This is a genomic window from Salibacterium qingdaonense (genome assembly GCF_900114715.1).
Lineage (GTDB): Bacteria > Bacillota > Bacilli > Bacillales > Marinococcaceae > Salibacterium > Salibacterium qingdaonense.
Window position 1 is genome coordinate 101,601 of record NZ_FOTY01000006.1, and the last position, 20,854, is coordinate 122,454.

General features: G+C 49.8%; 19 protein-coding genes. 6 read left to right on the forward strand and 13 right to left on the reverse strand.

What is annotated here, in order from left to right; all coding sequences use genetic code 11:
* The first annotated feature begins 349 nt into the window (after positions 1–349).
* Entirely contained in the window at positions 350–568 is a 219-nt protein-coding gene (locus BM058_RS07285) for a hypothetical protein (protein WP_090926370.1), read from the forward strand.
* Positions 569–609: 41 nt separating this feature from the next.
* Positions 610–2,049, forward strand: a complete 1,440-nt coding sequence (locus tag BM058_RS07290; RefSeq protein WP_090926371.1) for a SpoIID/LytB domain-containing protein — start codon at positions 610–612, stop codon at positions 2,047–2,049.
* A gap of 143 nt (positions 2,050–2,192) precedes the next feature.
* Here BM058_RS07290 and BM058_RS07295 read toward each other — a convergent pair whose 3' ends face one another.
* The 11 genes from BM058_RS07295 to BM058_RS07345 form a co-directional block, all read right to left on the reverse strand.
* Positions 2,193–2,456, reverse strand: coding sequence for a hypothetical protein (locus BM058_RS07295; RefSeq protein WP_143082989.1), 264 nt, complete (start codon positions 2,454–2,456; stop codon positions 2,193–2,195).
* A gap of 42 nt (positions 2,457–2,498) precedes the next feature.
* Positions 2,499–3,275, reverse strand: coding sequence for an S-layer homology domain-containing protein (locus BM058_RS07300; protein WP_090926373.1), 777 nt, complete (start codon positions 3,273–3,275; stop codon positions 2,499–2,501).
* A 25-nt stretch (positions 3,276–3,300) separates the two neighbouring features.
* Positions 3,301–4,599: a UDP-glucose dehydrogenase family protein gene (locus BM058_RS07305; RefSeq protein WP_090926374.1), complete on the reverse strand. Its 1,299-nt coding sequence runs from the start codon at positions 4,597–4,599 to the stop codon at positions 3,301–3,303.
* Positions 4,596–6,131 carry a murein biosynthesis integral membrane protein MurJ gene (gene murJ, locus BM058_RS07310; RefSeq protein ID WP_090926375.1) on the reverse strand — a complete coding sequence of 512 codons (1,536 nt, stop codon included), beginning with the start codon at positions 6,129–6,131 and terminating at the stop codon, positions 4,596–4,598. The genes BM058_RS07305 and murJ overlap by 4 nt, the downstream gene beginning before the upstream one ends.
* A gap of 29 nt (positions 6,132–6,160) precedes the next feature.
* Positions 6,161–6,640, reverse strand: a complete 480-nt coding sequence (gene pssE / locus BM058_RS07315) for a PssE/Cps14G family polysaccharide biosynthesis glycosyltransferase (RefSeq protein ID WP_090926376.1) — start codon at positions 6,638–6,640, stop codon at positions 6,161–6,163.
* On the reverse strand, positions 6,637–7,113 hold the full coding sequence (gene pssD / locus BM058_RS07320; protein WP_090926377.1) for a PssD/Cps14F family polysaccharide biosynthesis glycosyltransferase: 477 nt from the start codon (positions 7,111–7,113) through the stop codon (positions 6,637–6,639). The genes pssE and pssD overlap by 4 nt, the downstream gene beginning before the upstream one ends.
* The gene (locus tag BM058_RS07325; protein ID WP_090926378.1) at positions 7,110–8,219 is read right to left on the reverse strand and encodes a glycosyltransferase; all 1,110 of its coding nucleotides are present in this window, start codon (positions 8,217–8,219) and stop codon (positions 7,110–7,112) included. Before BM058_RS07325 ends, pssD begins: the two co-directional genes overlap by 4 nt.
* 3 nt (positions 8,220–8,222) lie before the next feature.
* Positions 8,223–9,581 (reverse strand): O-antigen ligase family protein, encoded by a 1,359-nt coding sequence (locus BM058_RS07330; protein WP_090926379.1) that lies wholly within the window; start codon positions 9,579–9,581, stop codon positions 8,223–8,225.
* 1 nt (position 9,582) lies between these two features.
* A complete protein-coding gene (locus BM058_RS07335; protein WP_090926380.1) occupies positions 9,583–10,716 on the reverse strand; it encodes a polysaccharide pyruvyl transferase family protein in 1,134 nt (377 codons plus the stop codon).
* Positions 10,717–10,987: 271 nt separating this feature from the next.
* The gene (rbsK, locus tag BM058_RS07340; protein ID WP_090926381.1) at positions 10,988–11,869 is read right to left on the reverse strand and encodes a ribokinase; all 882 of its coding nucleotides are present in this window, start codon (positions 11,867–11,869) and stop codon (positions 10,988–10,990) included.
* A gap of 106 nt (positions 11,870–11,975) precedes the next feature.
* The gene (locus tag BM058_RS07345) at positions 11,976–13,472 is read right to left on the reverse strand and encodes an S-layer homology domain-containing protein (protein WP_090926382.1); all 1,497 of its coding nucleotides are present in this window, start codon (positions 13,470–13,472) and stop codon (positions 11,976–11,978) included.
* A gap of 226 nt (positions 13,473–13,698) precedes the next feature.
* Between BM058_RS07345 and BM058_RS07350 the strand changes: the two genes are divergently transcribed.
* The 3 genes from BM058_RS07350 to BM058_RS07360 are packed head-to-tail and all read left to right on the forward strand — an operon-like array spanning position 13,699 to position 15,859.
* Entirely contained in the window at positions 13,699–14,238 is a 540-nt protein-coding gene (locus tag BM058_RS07350; protein WP_090926383.1) for a GbsR/MarR family transcriptional regulator, read from the forward strand.
* A gap of 12 nt (positions 14,239–14,250) precedes the next feature.
* Positions 14,251–14,925: an isochorismatase family cysteine hydrolase gene (locus BM058_RS07355; protein WP_090926384.1), complete on the forward strand. Its 675-nt coding sequence runs from the start codon at positions 14,251–14,253 to the stop codon at positions 14,923–14,925.
* 1 nt (position 14,926) lies between these two features.
* Positions 14,927–15,859: a glycine betaine ABC transporter substrate-binding protein gene (locus BM058_RS07360; RefSeq protein ID WP_245736885.1), complete on the forward strand. Its 933-nt coding sequence runs from the start codon at positions 14,927–14,929 to the stop codon at positions 15,857–15,859.
* 304 nt (positions 15,860–16,163) lie between these two features.
* Here BM058_RS07360 and BM058_RS07365 read toward each other — a convergent pair whose 3' ends face one another.
* Positions 16,164–17,825 carry an N-acetylmuramoyl-L-alanine amidase gene (locus BM058_RS07365; RefSeq protein WP_177195464.1) on the reverse strand — a complete coding sequence of 554 codons (1,662 nt, stop codon included), beginning with the start codon at positions 17,823–17,825 and terminating at the stop codon, positions 16,164–16,166.
* A gap of 400 nt (positions 17,826–18,225) precedes the next feature.
* On the opposite strand from BM058_RS07365, the gene BM058_RS07370 reads away from it, so the two are divergent.
* Positions 18,226–19,053 (forward strand): tetratricopeptide repeat protein, encoded by an 828-nt coding sequence (locus BM058_RS07370; protein WP_090926387.1) that lies wholly within the window; start codon positions 18,226–18,228, stop codon positions 19,051–19,053.
* Between the two features lie 144 nt (positions 19,054–19,197).
* On the opposite strand, the gene BM058_RS07375 is transcribed toward BM058_RS07370, so the two are convergent.
* Complete coding sequence (locus tag BM058_RS07375; protein ID WP_090926388.1) at positions 19,198–20,631, reverse strand: S-layer homology domain-containing protein; 1,434 nt, start codon at positions 20,629–20,631, stop codon at positions 19,198–19,200.
* Between the last annotated feature and the right edge of the window lie 223 nt (positions 20,632–20,854).

Genomic DNA, 20,854 nt, shown 5'->3' on the forward strand with positions numbered 1-20,854 from the left:
GTTACCTATTCTGCGATGTTTTATGTATGTTGTATATCACAGGGCAAATCGTTCAGATTTTCACCTTATTTTTTCTAATCAAAAACGCATTCCACCGAATTATATCATATTTTGCATAAAACCGTACCATATCTTTATAAAAATCTTTGATTTCTTCTTTCTACGTATTAGACGTCCTTTTTTCCATTAAGGTTTCATATCTATTTTTAGTTCGGAAGAAATCTTTTTTCTTCCGCTTAATATTGGTATAATTTTCTCCAGCACATGTTTTCATATTTTACGACATATTTCCTGTGAACCGTGATGTTTTTTTCATAGTTTCATAGGAGAGAAGGAGGATGAAGATATAATGAAACGTTATTTTCTGGCAGGGGCGGCGAGCTCTATTCTTGCTGTAGGCGCTGTTGTGACCACTCCGGCACTTGCTCAATCGGAACCGGTTCTTGCGAGCGTGGACTGGGTCGTTTCCCAGATTGAACCACTGGAGGAACGGATCAATGATCTGGAAGAACGTATCGGTGAACTGGAGAGCGACGTCGAAGAGCTGCAGCAGCAGGAAGAAAACTAGGTATCTATTTTGAATCTGTACATAGAAAGAAGGATCTTTAGATGTATAAAAAAATAACCGCAGCCCTTCTGTCGGTTCCGATTGCCGCGTTCGCTGCGTCTGCGGCCGACGCGGCGGAACCGCAGGATTTGTACAACGAACCGATGACGATTAAACTTGTTCCCTCTTCCAACTTTAACGCCGACATTCACGGCTCCTACCAGCTGATTGACCAGGCAGATGGAGAAACCGTTGAAATGGACAATGACATTCAGTTTCGGTACGGCGAGGACAATGTGACGGTGAAAGTTTCGGATGATGACAGTGTGATGCACACCTCTTCGGAAGGTTTTATCCTTCAGGAGGACGGAGTATCCGACAGTAATTACGTGGAAATCAGTTCTGTCAAACGCGCCGGAACGTCCTTCCAAACGACGGCGTATCGGGGATCTTTTGTTGTAGACCCGGCGGAGGAACGCAGTCCCGATGAGGCAGCGGGCGATGAACAGAACCGCAGTGACAGCGAACAGCCGGATACAGTGGAACGCCTCCAGTTATTCAACGTGCTGGATATGCAGGATTACTTAAAAGGTGTCGTGCCAAGAGAGATGTCAGCACAATGGCCGATGGAAGCGTTGAAAGCCCAGGCGGTTGCCGCCAGGAACTATGCGAAAGTTAACATGGACGCGAACGAGTTTCTGTATGACACGACCACCCATCAGGTCTACCACGGTTTATCCGGGGAAAGCAGCCGTCCCAACCAGGCGATACGGCAGACGGATGGAATCTATGCCGAATACAACGGCAGACTGATTAATGCCTATTTCCACGCTAGTTCCGGGGGGCACACCGAAGACAGCGAAAACGTCTGGGCCAATGAAGTGCCTTACATCCGCGGAGTGGACGACCCGTACGACACCCACAGCGCCAATCCAAACACGGAGTGGACCGAAGAAATTAACCAGGAAGCTGTCAGCGAAGCCGTCTTTCCTGATAGCAGCTGGGTATTGTCGGATCTTGAAATTGTTTCAAAAAGTGAAGCCGGCCGCGTGCAGCAGATCCGTGCTGTCGGTGTAAATGAGGAGTCAGGAGAAACGAAGGAGAAGATGCTGCCGGCAGGCTCTAATTCTGCCGATTCGATCCGCTGGGACCTCGGATCTACGCTGCGCAGTACGATGTTTGATTTATCCAAAGATACAAACAGCGTTTCCGTGAAAACAGCAGACGGCTCCGAACAGTCTTTTGATTCTGCTGTCGGCATGAAGATCCGCCAGTCCGACGGATCCGATGAAGCGGTGGCCTATGATAATGTGGCCGTCCAGACCGGGTCCGGTGTTGAGTACCTAAAGGCCTCTGCCTCCGCTTACACATTCACCGGAAGAGGCTGGGGACACGGCCTCGGCATGAGCCAGTGGGGGGCCTATAACATGGCCCAGCAGGGAATGAGCTACCGCGACATTCTCACCCACTATTATACGGATATTGATATTGTAGAGCGCTGAGATTAAACGACCCCGGGCGGTTCATTGAACCGCACCGGGGTTTTTTTGTATGGGGGGGGGTTGGAGGGAGTGGGGATTTCTCGATCGATACTCGCCGTTTCTGCATCGATCCCGGCGGGCGCCGCTTCATCGCAGCAATCTCCTTAAAACGGAGCCGCCGGTGCCCTTTTCTCGATCGGTTCTCCCCATTTATCGATTGATCCGCTCTTTTCTCGATTGCTTCTCCCCCAATTATTCATTTTCTTGATTGATTCCCGCCGTTTCTTGATCGATTCCCGGGATTTCTCGATCGATTCTCCCGATTTCTTGATTGATTTTCTCTTTTCTCGATTGCTTCTCCCCCAATTATTCATTTTCTTGATCGATTCCCGCCTTTTCCCGATCGATTCTCCAACTTTCTCTATCAAAAACCCCGGCGGGCACACCCGGCCGCCGGGGTTCGTCTTATTCTACTGCTCTATAAAATAATCATTCATCGTGCGTGACATAAAGAGGGCGAACTGGGCACGGGTGGTCGTTTCATTCGGACGGAAGGCGTCACCGGCTTCCGATGTAATCTGCTGATCGGCGATGATGTTGATTTCCTCATAGTTCGGGTAGTCTTCGCCGATATCGGTGAACGAATGCTGCGTCCCGGCGTCCGGCAGGTCATAGGCTTCGACGAGCAGTGCTGCCATCTGGGAGCGTTTCAGGCCCTCCCCTGCCATCATCTCGCCGCCGCTTCCGGTCATGATGCCGTGATATTCCAGCGCGGCAAGGGCATCATACGCGTGATGATCCGGGCTCACGTCCTCCGCCTGAATCTCATAGTCTTCCGGGGCTTCAAGATTCAGCTCGGCTGTCAGCATCTTCGCAGTCTGAGCGCGGGTGATGGTCTCCCCGGGTTCAAAGCTGCCGCTCGGATAGCCGCTGATGACGCCCTGATCGGATAAGTATTGAATTTCTTCAAAGGCGAAGTAATCAGAGTTGACATCCGGATAAATCGGCTCTTCCGGAATGGTCGGTTCCCCGGCACCAAGACTCTGAATGTCGCTTTCGAGTTCAGCCATGCGTTCTTCTGTCTCAGCAATACTGCCTTCTGTTTCAGCGAGCCGCTGTTCTGTCCATTCCACACTTGCGGCGTTTTCAGCTTGATCAGCCTGGGCCCCGTTTCCGGAACATCCCGCCAGAACTACCGCGCCGAGCAGGCTTCCGCCGAGCATGGCATACTTCCACTTCATTCCCATGATGATCTCCTCTCCTTCCAGTCGCTTATTTTCTTCCAATTCCGTGATAAATGATACCTTCGGCTTTCATGATGCCGGGATCCAGTGCATTGCGTCCGTCAATCACAACGGGGCGTTTCAACTGCTCCTTGAACTGGGAAGCGGTGAGTGCTTTGCATTCCGCCCACTCGGTCACAAGAAAAGCAGCATCTGCATCTTTCAGTGCCTCGAGCGCCGTATCCGCATAGTACACATCCGCCGTGATCATCTGTTTCGCGTTGTCGACGGCCACCGGGTCAAAAGCCTGAACGTTCGCCCCTTTGGCGTCCAGATCTTCAATGATCTTAAGCGCCGGCGCTTCCCGTATATCATCGGTGTTCGGTTTGAAGGCAAGCCCAAGCACCGCAATCGTCAGACCTTCAATGTCATCGTCGAAAATCCGCGTGAGATGTTCAATCATGCGGCGGTTCTGCTGTTCATTCACATCATTGACCGCCTGCAGCAAAGACGGGTGGTAGTCTTTTTCCTCCGCCAGGTACTTCAACGCCTTCACGTCTTTTGGAAAACAGGAACCGCCGTAGCCGATTCCCGCTTTCAGGAATTTCGGTCCAATCCGGTGATCAAGACCCATGCCGCGTGCCACGGCGTTCACATCCGCATCATAGATGTCACAGATGTTTGCCATCTCATTAATAAATGAAATTTTCGTGGCGAGAAATGCATTGGAGGCATACTTGATCATTTCCGAACTGCGCGGATCCGTCACCACAATCTGTCCGGTGAGCGGCTGATGAAGTTCTTCAAGCATATCAGAAGCCCGCGTCGAGGAAGCCCCGATCACCACACGATCCGGATGGAACGTGTCTTTCACGGCAGAACCTTCTCTCAAGAACTCCGGCACGGAGCAGACATCGATATCGGCCGCCGGCTGCTGCTTCTCTATAATCTGCTGCACAGCTTCGGATGTTCCGACCGGAACCGTTGATTTATTGACGATGACTTTATACGTATCATTTACTGCTCTGCCGATTTCCCCGGCCACTTTATAAACAAACGACATATCAGCAGCTCCGGTTTCGGTTTCCGGAGTTCCGACAGCAATAAGAATAATATCGGACTCCCGGACAGCCATCCCAATATCGGTGGTAAAGGAGAGTCTGTTTTCTGCTTTATTTTTTCCGACAAGTTCTTCCAGACCCGGTTCATAAATCGGTATTTCGTTTTCGTTTAACCGGTCCACTTTTTCCTGAACATTGTCGACACATATCACCTGATTGCCAAGCTCCGCAAAACAGGTTCCGGAAACAAGTCCGACATATCCTGTTCCAATAACGGCTACATTCATTTTGTTTTCACAACCTTCTTTTTTGCGTAATCCAGCAGATCATCGATTTCCCGGAACCGCAGCAGTTTCATGAATACAATCAACAATACGGCTGCGGCTGCTCCCCCGGAAAGTAAAGCTATGTAGGGGTTCATGCTCCCAACGAGCTGTTTAACGGCATACAGCCCTCCCGCCATCAAAAGGAGGAGCGCGGCGGGTTTTGCGATTGTTGTGACCCATGGTACATGAGACACCTGATATAATTTTAACACAGATCGGGTGCCGAACAGGAGAAGACAAAAGTTGCATATCGATGCGATGGATGTTCCCCAGGCCACACCGGCGGCACCAAGAGGATCAAGAAGCAGCAGAGCAATGCCTGTGTTAATACCGAGCACCGACAGAAGACTGACGACAACCGGATAAATGGAATGTTCATAGGCGTAGAAAAACCGGGTTACATACACGTTCGCCGCATGGAAAAACATTCCGATCACAAGAATCTGGAGAAGCGGCACCGTCATCGCTGTCGATTGATCGGTAAAACTCCCGTACTGAAACACAACGCGGATGATGTCTTCCGCGAAAAAGACAACAAATACCGCGACGGGGAGAATCGACAGCGCCATCCAGCGCAGCCCTTTGCCGTAAAGATTGCTGATACCTTCCTGTTCGCCGGCGGCAACTTTTCTTGACAGCATCGGATAAACAACCGTCGTCACCGCCATCATAAGAACGCTCTGCGGCAGCTGCACGATTTTGGCCATGTAGTTCAGGGCGGATATGCTGCCTTCCTCGAGAAAGGAGGCAAACACCCGGTGCATCAGAAAATAAAGCTGGAGGGTTGCCCCTCCAAGGAGGATGGGGACTCCCAGTTTAAATGTGCGCCATACTTCCGGGCTGCGCCTGAAACGGAGTCCAAAGTGAAAGAACCGTTCCCGGCGGATGAGATAAACGAGAAACGCACACATAAGCGCCGCGCTGATCACCGCTCCCCAGGCGTGGGAAAAAGCACCGAGCCACGGGAAAAAGACGACGGCGATCGCAAGAAACGATCCGTTTAACAGCAGGGTCGCGGCAGCCGACCAGGTAAATCGGTCATTCACATTTAACAAACCGGTCAGCCACATGGAGATCATTAAAAAGAATGTCGCAGGCGCCATTATCCGGAACAGATCTGTTGTCAGTTGAAACTGCTCCGAAGAAAGGCCGGAGAACAAAAGGCCGATAACCTGATCCGAAAAAACAACCAGCCCGGCGCTGAACAGGACAAGTCCCAGCCCGAGCCATGCAAATAGCTGCTCCAGATAGTCCCGTCTGCCAAGCGGTCCTTCTATCTTTGTATAGACCGAGATAAAGGCGGTTGTCACCGCTCCCCCGACCACGACATAAAAAAAGTTCGGAAGGGTATAGGCGGTGATAACACTGTCGGCCGCTTCGTTTGTTCCAAACTGATAACCGATAACAATCTCTCTGAATATCCCGAGAAAACGGGACAACAGATTAATAAAGGCGACCGCGCCGATGACCTGGATAAGCCTTTTTCCTTTCATGTGTTACACGTTCCTTTCAGGTGCAGGCGTCATACCCGGTTAATGAACTCCCGCAGGATACCGAGGATGTGATCCCTTCCGCTCACAAACGGAGCCGGTTCAAATGTCCGGGCCTCCTCGAGCGCCTGCTCCAGACCCGTTGGATGATCGATCGCGATAATATGGCCGGTCGACTGAAACTGTTCCACAATTTCGGTCTGATGGTCGTCATTGTGCTCGCCATGCGCAGAAAGACGCGGCACAGCGATCACCGGTTTTTCTTTCTTCACACCAGTGATAATCGAACCGGTGCCGCCGTGGGAGACAATGACACGGGCTTCATCAAACGTTCGTTCCATTTCATCAAACTGCAGAAACGGAGTCAGGTTCATGCTGCTTGTTGAATAGTTGGTATGACCGGACTGAACGACGACGTCCTCTGTCACGATACCGTCGTCAATGAGGCGCTGCATTTCGTCCAGCAGCCTTGTGAAAGGCAGTTCATGGGTTCCCAGTACGACAAAAATCAATAGATCGACCCTCCATGCACCGCTTTCGGGTAGTGTTTGAGCATCGTTTCCCACTGTACGATAAACAGATCGGCAATGGGATACACGAGACGCCCGGATAACGTCGGCGATGAGGTCTTGGCAAAGCTCTCAATAAAGACGACCTTACGCCGGAAAAGTTTCGCAATCCAGCACATCGGCACCGCGGTATGCACACCGGTGGTGACAACGACATCCGGCCTCTGTTTCAGAAAAATCCCGAGTGATTTGAGGCAGTTGAACGAAAACTTGAACAGGTAGCTCAACGGATAATTCCGCGCTCCGTAAACGAGAAAGGACATCGGGTGCTCTGTTTTCATTCCCTGTGTGACAACGGTCTTTTCCGTTACAAGATAATAATCATATTCCTGAAACAGCGGCTTCAGCTGCATCAATTGCGTCAAATGGCCGCCGACAGAGGAAATAAATAATACGGATTTCTTTTTTTTACTCATAAATATTCGTTCCTTTGCTGTGCCTGCCGGTAAATCTCAAGCACTTGATCGGTGATGGCTTCCGCGTCATTTGCGGCTGCCTTTTCGTACCCTTTTTCGATCATTTCCGTACGTTTGTGCCTGTCTTCCAGCACGTGTGCCATCTGCTCGGCAAGAGATACCGGGTGTTTGGGTTCTGTCACCGCGCCGGCACCTCCGGAAAGGACCCGGCCGAGGCCGCCGGTGTTTGTCCCGACGACCGGCGTTCCGCATGCCATGGCCTCTACTGCAACCAGGCCGAATCCTTCCGTATGGGAAGGCAGCACGAATAAATCGGAAGCTGCCATCCATTCCGCTACTTCCTGCTGGGTTTTTGCTCCGTGAAAGGTAACAGCTTCCTCTGCTTCAAGCTCTGTCAGCCGGTCTTTTAGTTTCTGCAGGTAATCTTCCTGCCTTGCCGGCCCTATGACATGCAGGCGGGCATTCGGCAGCTCATACTTCACTTTAGGAAAAGCCTCTACCAGGTCTTCGATCCCTTTTTCTTCAATGACATTACCGACGTACAAAATATGTTTTTCGTAAGGAGATAGTTCCAGCACTTCCTGCATATCCATCTGCGGCCGTGGATAAAACACCCGGCTGTCGACGCCCATGCTGAACATCGAGACCTTGTCTTCCGGGACATCGAAATCATCCACCACCTGCTGCAACAGGTCCTCTCCCACCACGATGACATGCGCGGCATCCTGAAGAATGCGCTTCGTCTGATTTCTGATAAAGCGGCCTTTTTTGGCCATTTTATTCAAGTCGCCCCCGTGGCAGGTCACAACGTAAGGAATATCGTACCGTTTGGCCATCATCCGTGCCGGTACGCCGGAAGGAAACGCGTAATGAGCATGAATGACATCGACATCCTGTCCGGAAGCGCGCAGCCTCCGGAATGTGCTCCACATCCAGGAGCTGTATTTTTTAAGAGCATTCTTTCTGCCTGCTTCCGGGTTGGTAACGGCTGCGACATCCACCTGGTTTCCTTTATTCATTAAGGCTTCGACCTGGTTTTTGACGAAAATCCCAAATGTCGGAGCAGAATCGGAAGGATACATGTTGCTGATCACAAGAATCCGCATAGCTCATTCCTCCGTCTTGTCGTATTTATACCAATTCACCGCCACTGCAAGAAACAGCCAGAACAAAAGGGCAATTTGGTGATTTTCCCAGGCTGTGGAGAGCGTCCCCATCAACAGCCAGGCAACGGTAAACGTGATGATGAAGAGCCCGACCCACCTGTGCTTCGGATCAGCTGCATGGGTCATTTTTGCCATTGTCTTTAAAATCGCCACGAATATGAGCGCCAGCAGAAGGACTCCAACCACTCCGTATTCAACAAGGACGTAGAGCGCGTTATTATCTACGGTTCCCATCGTCGTCGGCAGGTCTTCATGCATGAACTGGTGCATTTTCGCGTTGAATACAAAGGCGGCGTTGCTTCCGAACATGCCCGGACCGACTCCGATAACCGGACTGAAGGTGAAGACGGTAAGCCCGCTTAACACAATCAGGTAACGGTAATTGCTCGAGAGGTCAAACGTGTTCGCGTTGCGCTGGGCGAACCCTTCAAACATGAACAGAGCCGCCACATACACCACGGCAAATACGATGAATAACCCTATTGCACCATAAAGCATCATCCGGAACGCTTTGTTTTTTCTGAAAATAAGGCCGACCAGACCGAAACAGCCGATCATAGCGAGGAAGGCCTGGCGGGAAAAAGTCAGTCCCAGTCCTGCAAGCAGGAACAGTCCGATCACACTGTAGATCAGCAGTTGTTTTTTCGTCAGCTCCTTGCGGTACACAAACAGGTAGATAACAAGCAGCAGAATAATCCCCATGAGATATCCACCGAGGGTGTTACTGGAATCCATGAATCCAAAGGCGCGGACTTCTTCTCCAATGGACACGCTCCGCCGTTCTTCCACGTCCCGGAGCGGAAGCGGGATTTTGAAAAGAATCTCAAAGATTCCCGCCGCCGACTGAAGAACACCAAGGCCGAGCAGAACATGAAAGACCTGCCGCACAAATCTGCCTGGAATGTCGACAGCAAGCAGAATGAAAAACAGGATCAGGAACTGAAAGATCGCGCGGACTCCGAATACCCCTTGCGCAAAGGGAACATTGTTGACAAACATGCTGAACAGCGCAAAAACAAAAAATACGATTAAACTGGTGTTCAGTGGATTTTTAAAGCGCTGCAGCAGGCGCCGGCGTCCGATATCCGGGTGCAGGAGCACGACGGCGGCCATCAGCATCAGCAGCCCTTCGGTGACGTAACCGAGCAGGGTGGGGATAATAGGCAGCCAGTTCGACCATATTCTTGTGAAAAGCAGCTCAAACGACGTCCATATGACAATCGCCATCGTTGCCATAAGAAGCAGTTGATTCGTCCTTTCTGCCGGCAGGTATTGATAAAATAGGTTATTCAGCCTCTTCATCCTAGTCTCGTCCTTTCAGGCGGAGCAGATTCATGCCTTCAACCGCTTGTTCTTTCAATGCTTGGGAAACAGTTCGGATCTCCACCTGCAGGCGTGCCCAATCCTGTTCCGCTTTTTCAAAAGCCGGCAGAATCTGCGTTAAATCTTCTACATCCGCTGTATAATCCTGGTGATTGATTTCTTCCATAAAGTCTTTTACTTTCTGGTGGTAGGCTACGCCGATGACCGGTGTCTCTGCAGTCACTGATAGAATCAGGGAGTGAAGCCGGGTTCCGATCACAAGATCCATACCGGCTGCTTCACGTGCAATTTCCTGCGGAGACAGGTTGGCTTCCTGAATATGTACATCATTTTGGCGCTGCATCCGCCCGGCTATGTCTTTTGTTACTTCTACATCTTCGGGGTACTTCGTAGAAAAAAAGGTGATCTCCACCCCTTTTTTATCGATAAGTTCATCAAGCGATGCCGCCATCCCGTCCAGATACGCTTCATATTTCGCCGTATCGGACTGCGGCCAGTACCGGGTGCTGAAGTATGGAACAGCCGTGACTCCCACCTTTCGTACCGCCGATGACGTTTCATGAACCGAGTCCACCGGTACAGAAAACGCCGGATCGTAAATGACGTGAATGTCCCCCGGTGCACCGATCTGGTGCAGCAGCCGGCGTGACTTCTCATCCCGGACGGCAACAGAAGAAGCGGCACGAAGCAGCCGCTTAATAAAGAATGCCCCTGTCCTTGTCTGAATCGGACCGGCTCCAACGCCGTGAACCGCTACGCGGCAGCCTGCCCGCTTTGCTGTCAGTCCAACAACGCTGTATAACGGAGCGTCCCGTTTATACATGTCCATTAAGAGGCCCCCGCCGCCGATGATGACAAGATCCAGCTGTTTCATCACTTTCCGGCTTTCACGAATCGTTTTCAGTCCGGACTTAAGCGTCCCGCCTTCTTTGTACAAAAGAGGATGGGATACCATGCCGTGGCGCTCTTTCGTATTGGCGGGGTCATTGCTGAACACCACAATGTCTTCTTTTTTTATGCCTCCCTCCGTTGTCAGTTGATGGAGGAGTCCGGCAAGAATCGCTTCATCGCCGTTGTTATTATGCCCGTAATTGCCGATAATTCCAACCTTCATATGTATACGTACCTGACCTTTTCTTATATGTAGAATCGTAAGACAGTGACAGTGCTGCGCACATGTTCACGCACGCAGCACATACATTCACCTTTTTTTCCATTATACACCCGAAATCTGTTCAATCCTAGTTTTGATTTTTTTACAATAAACGCGCAGGTGTAAAAAAAATGACGCATGCAACAATCGCTGGGTAAAAGGGTTCAGTACCAGCACTTTAACTAAAAAGAGCTGCTCCCATTATACTGGAGCAGCCTGCTTATTCTGTTCTTTACCTGCTATTCAGAAAAACATCGACGTCCTGCCGTCCGGGCATACCGCCCTGCGCTCCTATTTTCTGCACAGAAAGAGCAGCAGCGGCGTTTGCCCAGCGGCAGGCGTCCGCAAGTGGATACTGCCGGGTCAGTGCAGCCGCAAGCGCCCCGTTAAACGTGTCCCCCGCCCCTGTCGTATCCACCGGTTCCACCGGGTAGCCGGGGATATGCTTTTCCTTGTTGTCCTGGGTGAACAGCACACCGTCCGCCCCTTTTGTCATAATACATCTCGAACGATAGATGGATGGATCGGCTTCATTCTGAAAAAGGTGCAGCAGCTCATGTTCATTCGGGGTAAAATAATCGACGTTATCCAGCAGCGCTTTAGGAAGATGCTGGACCGGGGCTGGATTCAAAATGACAGTCGTGCCATGCGCAGCCGCCAGTTCTGCCGCTTTTGTTACACTTTCCACCGGAATTTCAAGTTGCAGCAGCAGAATGTCACTGTCTGCAATCACATCTTCATGTGCTGCTGCAACCTCCGGAGTAACAGCGTTATTCGCGCCGGGAACGACAATAATGCGGTTATCCTGTTCGGCCAGGATAATGGATGCTGTCCCGGATGATTCATTTGGAACCTGTTCCAGATATTCGGCCGAAACACCCTGCTCTTCCATATGTGTGATCAACCGTCCGCCAAACACATCACTGCCGACACGGCCGATAAAATGAACATCTGCTCCCAGTTTCGCAGCTGCTACAGCCTGATTCGCGCCTTTTCCTCCGGGGATTACGGAAAAATCTTCCCCAAGAATGGTCTCCCCCTGCTCCGGCATACGGCCCGTACTTGTCACCATATCCATATTAATGCTTCCCACGACTGTAATTTTTTCCGGCATGCCTATCACCTCTGCATGATTATTGCTTTCTTCTTTTCAAATAAAAAGGAGCCTCTCTGTGAGAAAGGCCTCCTTTCACCGGAAAATGCCGCCGCGTGGCATGCATTTATTCCGGGGTGTAAAAATTCTGGGTGTAATACGGCTGCTTTCGTATTTCGTCAAAAGCCACGCCGACACCAAGACGCTCGTACTCACCCAGCAATGCTTCGCGGTGCCCTGTATCAGAATTCATCCAGCTTTGATGCGCCTTAATAGGACTGACCTGGCCGTAAGCAATGTTCTCTGCCGCATTCCTGTACTCGATACCATCTCCGGACATCCGGTCAAACGGATCTTCTCCGTCCTGATTTTCATGAGAGAAAAAGTGGTTCGAAGCCATATCAACACTGTGGGATCTTGCTGTCGAAGCCGCCTGGTCGTCCCATGTCAGAATACCTCTGCTGTAGCGCTGACGCTGGGCATTGGCCAGATGAAAGGTGAGGCGTTCAAAGCTCTCTTTCAGACTCTGATCCGGCTCAGCGTAGTATTTTCGAAAGCCTTCTTCCACCCGGCTGTCGATAACGAGCACCGCTGTAATCCGGTGGTCGCGGTGTTTGTCGTAGAAAAAGGTTTCATACCGTCCTTCTTCTTTATACGTACCTGCTTCCTGGGTATCTATACTAAAGCGGGCACCGCCTTTTTGAATATGGGACAGCGGTTCCCCGTATGCATCGATCACATCCGGCTTCGTGTCATCCATTTCGATATTACGCGCGCCCTGCCATGTATCCTGGTTCGAATAGGCAGCCACCACTTCGTTATCTTGAATACCAAACTGCACGTACTCATCATACCGGGTATGATACAGGTACCAGTCAAATCCGTAACGGCTCTCAAGCACTGCCTTTTCCTGCCCGAGTTGTGCTTTCATGGAATCCTTGGAGTCTCCCAGCGCAACGCCCCGGAAGTGCCAGACTTCCTCTTCACTGTCCACTCCTGAAGAAGGCATGTGAACCTCATCCACCCGGAACTCCTCACTTAATGCCCGGGATAAAAAGACAGAAAACTGAGCTCTTGTTGTGTCTTCTCCGGGACCGAAGCTGCCATCTTCACGGCCGCTTGTTATCCGCTTTGCTCCCAGCGTTTCAATGGCGTCAGCTGCCCAGAAATCCTCGGAAACATCGGAAAATGTTTGTTCCATGCTTCCTTCAAGACCAAACGCGTTCGACAGAACCACAGCCATTTCGGCCCTTGTCAACGAATCGCCCGGCTCAAATGTATTACCGCTGCCGGTCATAATACCTGCTTTGGCGACTGCTGCTATATAAGGGTACATCGCAGCCCCTTCTTCAACATCCTGGAACGAAGGACCACCTTCTTCCACCAGCTCCAGACCAAGTGCTTCCGTCAGCATTTTTGCAGTCTGGGCGCGGCTTACGTCTTCCTGGGGCTGGAAGGATCCATCTTCATATCCATTTATAATACCCTGATCCGCAATATACTCGACCTCTTCCGATGCCCAGTAGGTTTCATTCACATCGTCAAATGCTTTGGCAGAAATCGAAAATAGAGACAATGCCAACACACAGGCGGCGGTGATAGATACATAGGTTTTTGGTTTCATCTGTATTCCTCCGTTTCCCCGCTTACAAGATATCTTCTTCTCCTCTATCTTGGTTATGTACTATTACCTTCATTTTACCATTAATAAACAGGAAATGTAGGGTCATTTCTCTTATTTTTGCTTGTCATTTGTTTTAATAGGTTGACTTTTTTAATTTTTAGTTTAAAATTAATTATACAAATTAAACAAACTAAAAATATTAAACAATTACAAAAGGAGGATCCTCATGTCTTCCGAATGGGATAAGCTCGAAGAAACACGCGATGTAATGGAGAGTGCCATCGCCCAGTCGATGGTTATTTACGGCGTCACGCCCTCTGTCGGACGCATTTACGGGGTGCTGTATTTTGCCGGCGAACCGATGTCCATCGATGAGATCAAAGTACAGGTTGCCATGAGTAAGGCATCTGTCAGCAACGGACTCCGCGAACTGCAGGAAACAGAGATGGTAACCAAAGTATGGAAAAAAGGAGAACGGAAAGATCATTTCATTGCGGAAAAAGATTTTCTGCGGAATTTCATTAATTATTTTGTGAAAAAGATACGGCAGGAGCGCAATCTATTGATGAAAGCCGCTGAACAGACAAAGCCGGCTCTCCAGGAAATGACGGAAACAACCGATGATGAAACCGTACGGGAAACAGCCCGCCGGGATTTGGAACTGATCCAGGAGGCTCAGGATTATCTGGACTGGACTACCCGTTTTGCCAACACCCTTGAATCCAGGGAAATGCTGGAGTATATTCCACCGACAAAAAAGAAATAAAGGAGTTCCACAATGAATAAACAAAAAACCGCTTTAGTATTAATCGACCTTCAAAAAGAAAGTAATTTCGGCTTAATCCGGATGGATGACGTCATCGCCAACACTCAAACCCTGATCAACGCCTGCCGCCGGGAGAATATTCCGATCATTTATACCCGGCAGATTAACCGGAGCGATCAGGCCGGACTTTCTAAAGATGAACCGTTGAAGGAAGACGGTACGCCGTACTATTACGCTTCCCACACCGAAAACATCGAAATTATTGACTTTATCGCGCCGGAGAACAGCGATATTGTCATCGACAAATACCGCTGGAGTGCCTTTTATGAAACAAGCCTGGATCTCATGCTGAAAGGTCTTGGGGTTGAAGATCTTATTATAGGGGGTGTCGTAACAGATGGCTGTTTGATGACGTCCGTGTTTGACGCTTATTTCAGAGATTACCATGTTCATCTCGTGAAAGACATGTGTACTTCTTCCAACGAAGGGTCACATATGGCGGCTATGATGATCATGGCCAACTGGGTATATAACCTGGAAGTCTATGAAACCACAGAGCTTATTAAACGGTTTAAAAATGAGTCGTATCAGCACTGGACCTGCGACCGTCCGGATTCGCTTCCATTCACACCGGAAACGATGCGGGAATCCTATCAATATTTACAACCACGAAAGGAAGTGCAATAACGTGAAAAAAATAGTACGATATCTTACTCCGGCAGTTCTGGCAGCACTTACAGCCTGCGGCGGAGGCGGTGAAGAAGCTTCCGACAGCGGAAGTTCCAATAACGAAGGACAGTCGGAACAATCACAACAGGAAAGCAGCAATGATAAAGGCGAAACCATCACCTTCGGAAAAACATCCTGGACCAGCACAGCAGCACCAACCCAGATTGCAAAGCAGATGCTCGAAGAAGCAGGATATAACGTAGAAGTTGAGCTCCTCGATCAGCCGGTCATCTGGGAAGGCATGCAGTCCGAAGAAATTGATGTCTTTATGGACGCCTGGCTCCCGTACACCGAAGAGCAGCTTTGGAGTGAATACAAGAGTGATCTTCAGAAAGTGTCCACCAGTTACGAAGAAGTACCGACCGGCTGGGTGGTTCCGGAGTATGTAGAAGCAGAATCGATCGCGGACATTAAAGAAAATCCTGAGAAGTTCGGCGGTAAAATTTACACCATTGGTGCCGGCGCCGGTATTGTGAATACATCGAAAGAAGTAATGGCGGATTACAACCTCGAAGAAGCCGGTTTTGAACTGCTGCCATCCAGTGAAACAGCGATGATCAGCGAGTTGAAGTCAAAAATCAGCAATGAAGAACCGGTCATTATCACCGGATGGCGCCCGCATTCCATGTTTGTCGATTATGATTTGAAGTTCCTGGACGAACCCAAAGAAAACTTCAAATATGACAATGTGTACGTGCTTTCCTATAAAGGCATGGAAGAAAAATATCCGGAAGCCTATGAGATTCTTTCCAATTGGAGCATCAGTGTCGATACACTGGAACAGATGATGTATGAATACGCCCAAAATGATGTTCCGTTTGAAGAACTTGCTGCAGACTGGATCGAAGAAAACCCTGATAAAGTCGACGCCATGATGGAAGGACAGGAATAAAAAGAGTCTGGGACAAAAGAATACCGTTGCCCTGATTATCCGAGGGATGGAACAAGTACCTGCGTTTTCGCAAGCTGTTCCATCTCTCGGATTTTTTGTTGTTTAGAGAGGTTTCCGGCAGTCACCCCTGCCCCCGGCGGGAAAGCGGAGAATTGGGACAAAAGAGTGCTGCATGAAAAGGCAGCAGACGGGCGCTTTGAATGCGGCCGCTCTTCGCCGCACGACAGAACCACCGGGAAATGGAAGCAAAAAAATCCCCGTTCGGAAGTTTAATCTTTTATCCGAACGGGGATTTGCATGTTAGTTACCAACTGTAATAGTCGTCGATGCCGTTCACAACTGCCTGTGCCGCTTTGTTCTCATAGCCGGATTGTTTCATCCGGTTGGCGTCGTGGGTGTTTGTAAGAAATCCAAGCTCAATGAGCGTACTCGGCATCGTCGTATTGCGGATGACATAGAATCCGGTGTCTGCTACACGGCGGTAGCCCATGTCCGTTTCCCGAACGAGCCGGTCCTGAATGGACTGAGCAAGTTCACGGCTTTCTCTCGCTCTGTGGCTGCTGTCGTAAAACGTTTCGGCTCCGTTGGCAGATGCCGTTGCCGCGTTGGCGTGAATACTCACAAAGGAGTCCGCATCCGCGCGTTCAGCAATATTCACCCGGCCGCTCAAACTGACGAAGGTATCATCGTCTCTTGTCATGACAACATTTACACCTTCATTTTCGAGTTTGGACTGCACACGGAGTGCCACATCAAGAACAATGTTCTTTTCGATAAGGCCGTTCCCCTGAGCGCCTGGATCATGGTCGCCGTGTCCGGCGTCTATGACAATGGTTTTACCTGCCATGCCGCTCTCACCGGGTTCCCGTTCATCCAGGTAACCGCTGTGGGTGTAAGCCCAGTCTCCGTTATACTTAATGAGAACCCAGCTTCCGTTGGTCTCTTCATAAATCTTTACGGTCTCGCCGCGGCTTAGACGGCCAAGCGAATCATTGGATGCACTCGGACCTTCCCGTACCATCAGAGTGGAGGCGGTGACTTTCCCTTCTAAAATAGGATCAGCGGGTTTGTCTGTATTATCCTGGTCTGAATCGACCTCGTCCACATTGGTGACGTAGTTCCCGTGAACATAGCCTTCACCGCCGTGACCATCGATTTTCAGCCAGCTTCCGGTACGTTCATGCACGTCGATGGTGCTTCCGTCCTGAAGTGTGTACAGTACATGGTTTTCTGTTCCAGGTCCGCTCCGTACATTGAGCGGTGTACTGGCATCAACCACGCCTTCATAGAGGATTTCGCTGCCTGTGTCTTCCGGAGGCTGTTCCTGACTGCCATCGTTTCCATCTTGAATATCCCCGTTCATCGCTCTGGCGATGTAGGCGGAGAACTCAGCCCTTGTAGCAGCTTCATTGGGATTGAACTGTCCTGAGTCTTCTATGATATCTTCATCAACGAGGGTTTTTATGTACCCTTTTGCCCAGAAATCATCGTCTATATCTTCATAATCGACCGTTCCTGCTGCGTCTCCGGAATCCTCACCAAAAAACGCGCGGGCGGTTACTGCTGCGACTTGTGCTTTCTCAATATTACCACCTGGATTAAAGTTTCCGTTACTGCCTTGAAAAATGTCGAGCTGTGCTGCTCTTTCGATGCTGTCATAAGCCCAGTAACCAGCGTCTACATCTGAAAATGACGGGGAACCGGCGTACGGTGTCTGTTCATTCAGGGCGTTGGTTATCATAATCGAAGCCTGTGCCCTGGTCAGAGATTCATTCGGACGGAAGTTTCCGCTGGCATCACCGGTTGCTACACCTTCTTCTGCCAGATACTCAATTTCAGCTGCTGCCCAGTGACCGGATCCGACATCGGAATACCTATCGACTGCTTCTGCTGTATTCCCACCTGCGACCGGCAGAACAGCCAGAATCAGAGCAGACGCAAGCACTGCAAATATATTCGTTTTCAAAGACCTGTTCCTCCTCTCTGTTGTTTTCCCCATTGCTGTGATTATTGTACTTCGTCCAGGGAATGCCTTTGAATATTGAAGTACTTGTTTTTCATGAAAAATTTCCAGACATATGAAAAGTCCGGCATCATTCTCCAATCCGTTCCTTCTGCTACATAGAATATCATGACTTCACCCCGGAGACTAGCAGATTTTACGAAAAGATAGAAAATGGTAAAATACTAGCGACTCAGGTTACATGACTGTTACAAATGTGATCTTACTGTAATGTACGTGGTAATTTCTGTCCTTTTTTTTCTCCCGATTTTCATATAAAATAAAGACGTTATGATTAAAAACAAATGACATCAGCGTTTGCTTCAAGCGGACGCTCATACTGTGAAAATCAGGTGATATAAACATGAGAAAATGTATAATCGGCATGTTTGGCGCGTTTATCGTTTTGTCGGGATGCTCTACCTACGGCATGAACCAGCATCTTGAAGAAGAACAGCGGATTGATACCGAACAGTACGCATATGACGATGAGAACTTTGTTTATGACACGGAAACGCTCCAGGAGCTCGCGGAACGTTTCCGGCTTGACGAACTGTCGGAAAGCAACGTCAACAGTGTTATGGAAGAAGAAATTGAAAACGGGAACTTTAATGAAATTATTATTTATCTGCGGGAACTTCAGGCGGAAGAGGAAGAGGAGGCCGCTGCTTATTCAAAGCGTTACACCGAAGCCCTCCAGGCCCACATTGAGCAAAATGATGACCCCGCCACAGCTCTCGTTGAAGACGCAGCGTCATTACTGCAGCAGCAGTATGAGCTGAACCCTGAAAGTGAAGAGAACCTGATTGACTATGCCAACGTACTGATTGAATCCGGGTATAACGTAGATAAAGGAACGCAGCTTTTATTTGATCTGGAACAGCAGATGGAAGAAAACAATGAGCAGCCTGGACGGGACATGCTGCTTGCGCTGGCGAAGGCTTACCGCGCTGCCGGTAATTATGAAGAAAGTCTGCAGCGGTATGAAACGTTAACTGCTCTTGATTCCGAGAACCCCACCCATTATTACCGGATGAGTCAGGTTTATGCGGAAATGGGAGACGCCCAGGGTGAGCAGCAGGCTGTTACCCGCGCTTTTGAGCCTACATCCGAGTTTCTTAACAGCTACGGCGACGACTCCTACCAGCTTTACAAAAACTATCTCGACTCCTCCATTGAAGGTGAATCGTAACAATACGGCACATCAGTCTCCGACGAATAAAAAAGCTCCCGGTTATCCACGTGGATAACCGGGAGCTTTTTTACGGAAAACAGCACTTCAGATCGTCGTTCGGACTGGTACCTGCGCTATTCTTTTGTCCCGGAATGGTTCTGTTTAATTTCTCATCGCTGCCTTCAAAAACAGGGCAAACTGCGACCGTTTCAGATCTTCATTCGGCCGGAAAGCTTCTACGGTAGTGACTTCATTATGATACAGGGTGTTGATTGCTTCATAGTTCCAGAAATCTTCCCCGATATCTTCAAATGAATGAGAATCAACCGGTGCTTCCAGTGTTTCTTCAAAACCCGAAACCAGAATGGAAGCCGTCTGTGCACGCGTCATATTCTCGTTCGGGCGGATGTTTCCATCACTTCCTGTCATAATCCCGTGATACTCAAGGATACGCATGGCATCATAGCCGCGGTCTCCTGCCTTCATATCAGCAGCCTGCAGCTCATAATCGCCCGGCGCTTCCAGGTTCAACGCATCCACCATCATGGAAGCGGCGTGACGCCGGAGAATCGACTCATTCGGCCGGAACTCCCCACCCGGATACCCGCTCAAGATACCACGCACTTCCAGGTAGCCGACAGCCTCTGTCAATTCCTGTCCCCGCACGTCATAAAAGTTGGTAACATCACCGCGGCGCGCATAAGCGCTGGCCATGTAGCCATGGATATCCGCGTAATAGACCGGATAGTACACAAAATGATTGGTCGGGCTGTTGTCATGAGCTGCCGCACCTTCCACCTCAAGCGGGGTATAAAGAGAAATATCTCCGACCGTGCGGGACGTTGTCGATGGCCCTTCTCTGAAATTCACCTGCGTACCGGGATCTTCTCCATAGGCGTAAATATTGTCTCCATTCTGAGCCATCTGGGTGGACGGTGTCTTAGTATCTGTTTCCACTTCCTGCTCTTCAAACCGGATACGATCTTCCCCGTCCTGATATACCGCGTTCCATTCCGGAAAATCAACCTGGCTGCTGCCGAGCAGACTGTTGTTTTCAATGACACCGTAAACGTCTTCCTGGTATACCTCTTCTGCTTCAGTCGGATCGTTGCGGCGGTCGAGACCGTTGTAGGCAAGAATGGCAAAATACCAGTTCTCAAGCACCTGTTTATTCCCATCATTAACAGTCGGCAGCACAGAACCTGTCCAGTTCCATTTTTCGTTCAGAAGATCAACCCCGACTTCAATATTATAAGCCGTGTCCTGTTCCAGTCTGCCTTGATCAACGCTGCGGTCCTCCAGATCATTTTCATCCAGAGTCACCTGCATGATGCCCACGCCCCCGTCTTCATTTTGATTCATGACAGGGTTCCCATTCTCATCAAACTGCCGCATAGCGGTTTCCTCATATGCAATCGCTTTAACAATCTCGGGAGGAATATCATGTTCCAGCGCGGCTTCTGTCAGCAGTTCCTTTTTTTCCTTAAAAGACAATGCCTGCTCGTCTGAGCCGCTTCCTTCCTCTTCTGCAGCCCCGGCTGTTCCAGCTGCCGTTATGCTGCCGGCAAGAGCCAGACCTGTTATAAACTTTTTCATTGTTCCTCCCCTTTCTATGTATCTATCTACCTCTTATTATAGCAGAAAATCCTGAATCTTCCTATTTATTTTCGTGCCTGAGAATTAATGAAATAACCCGGGAATTAATGATATACTGAGGAAGTGACTTTTTTGAAGGCAGGCGGAACGTGGCTCTTCCACCCGCGGAAGATTCTCTGCCGTCTGCTTCGGAACCCCCGTTCAACCGGGGATTTAGCCATCC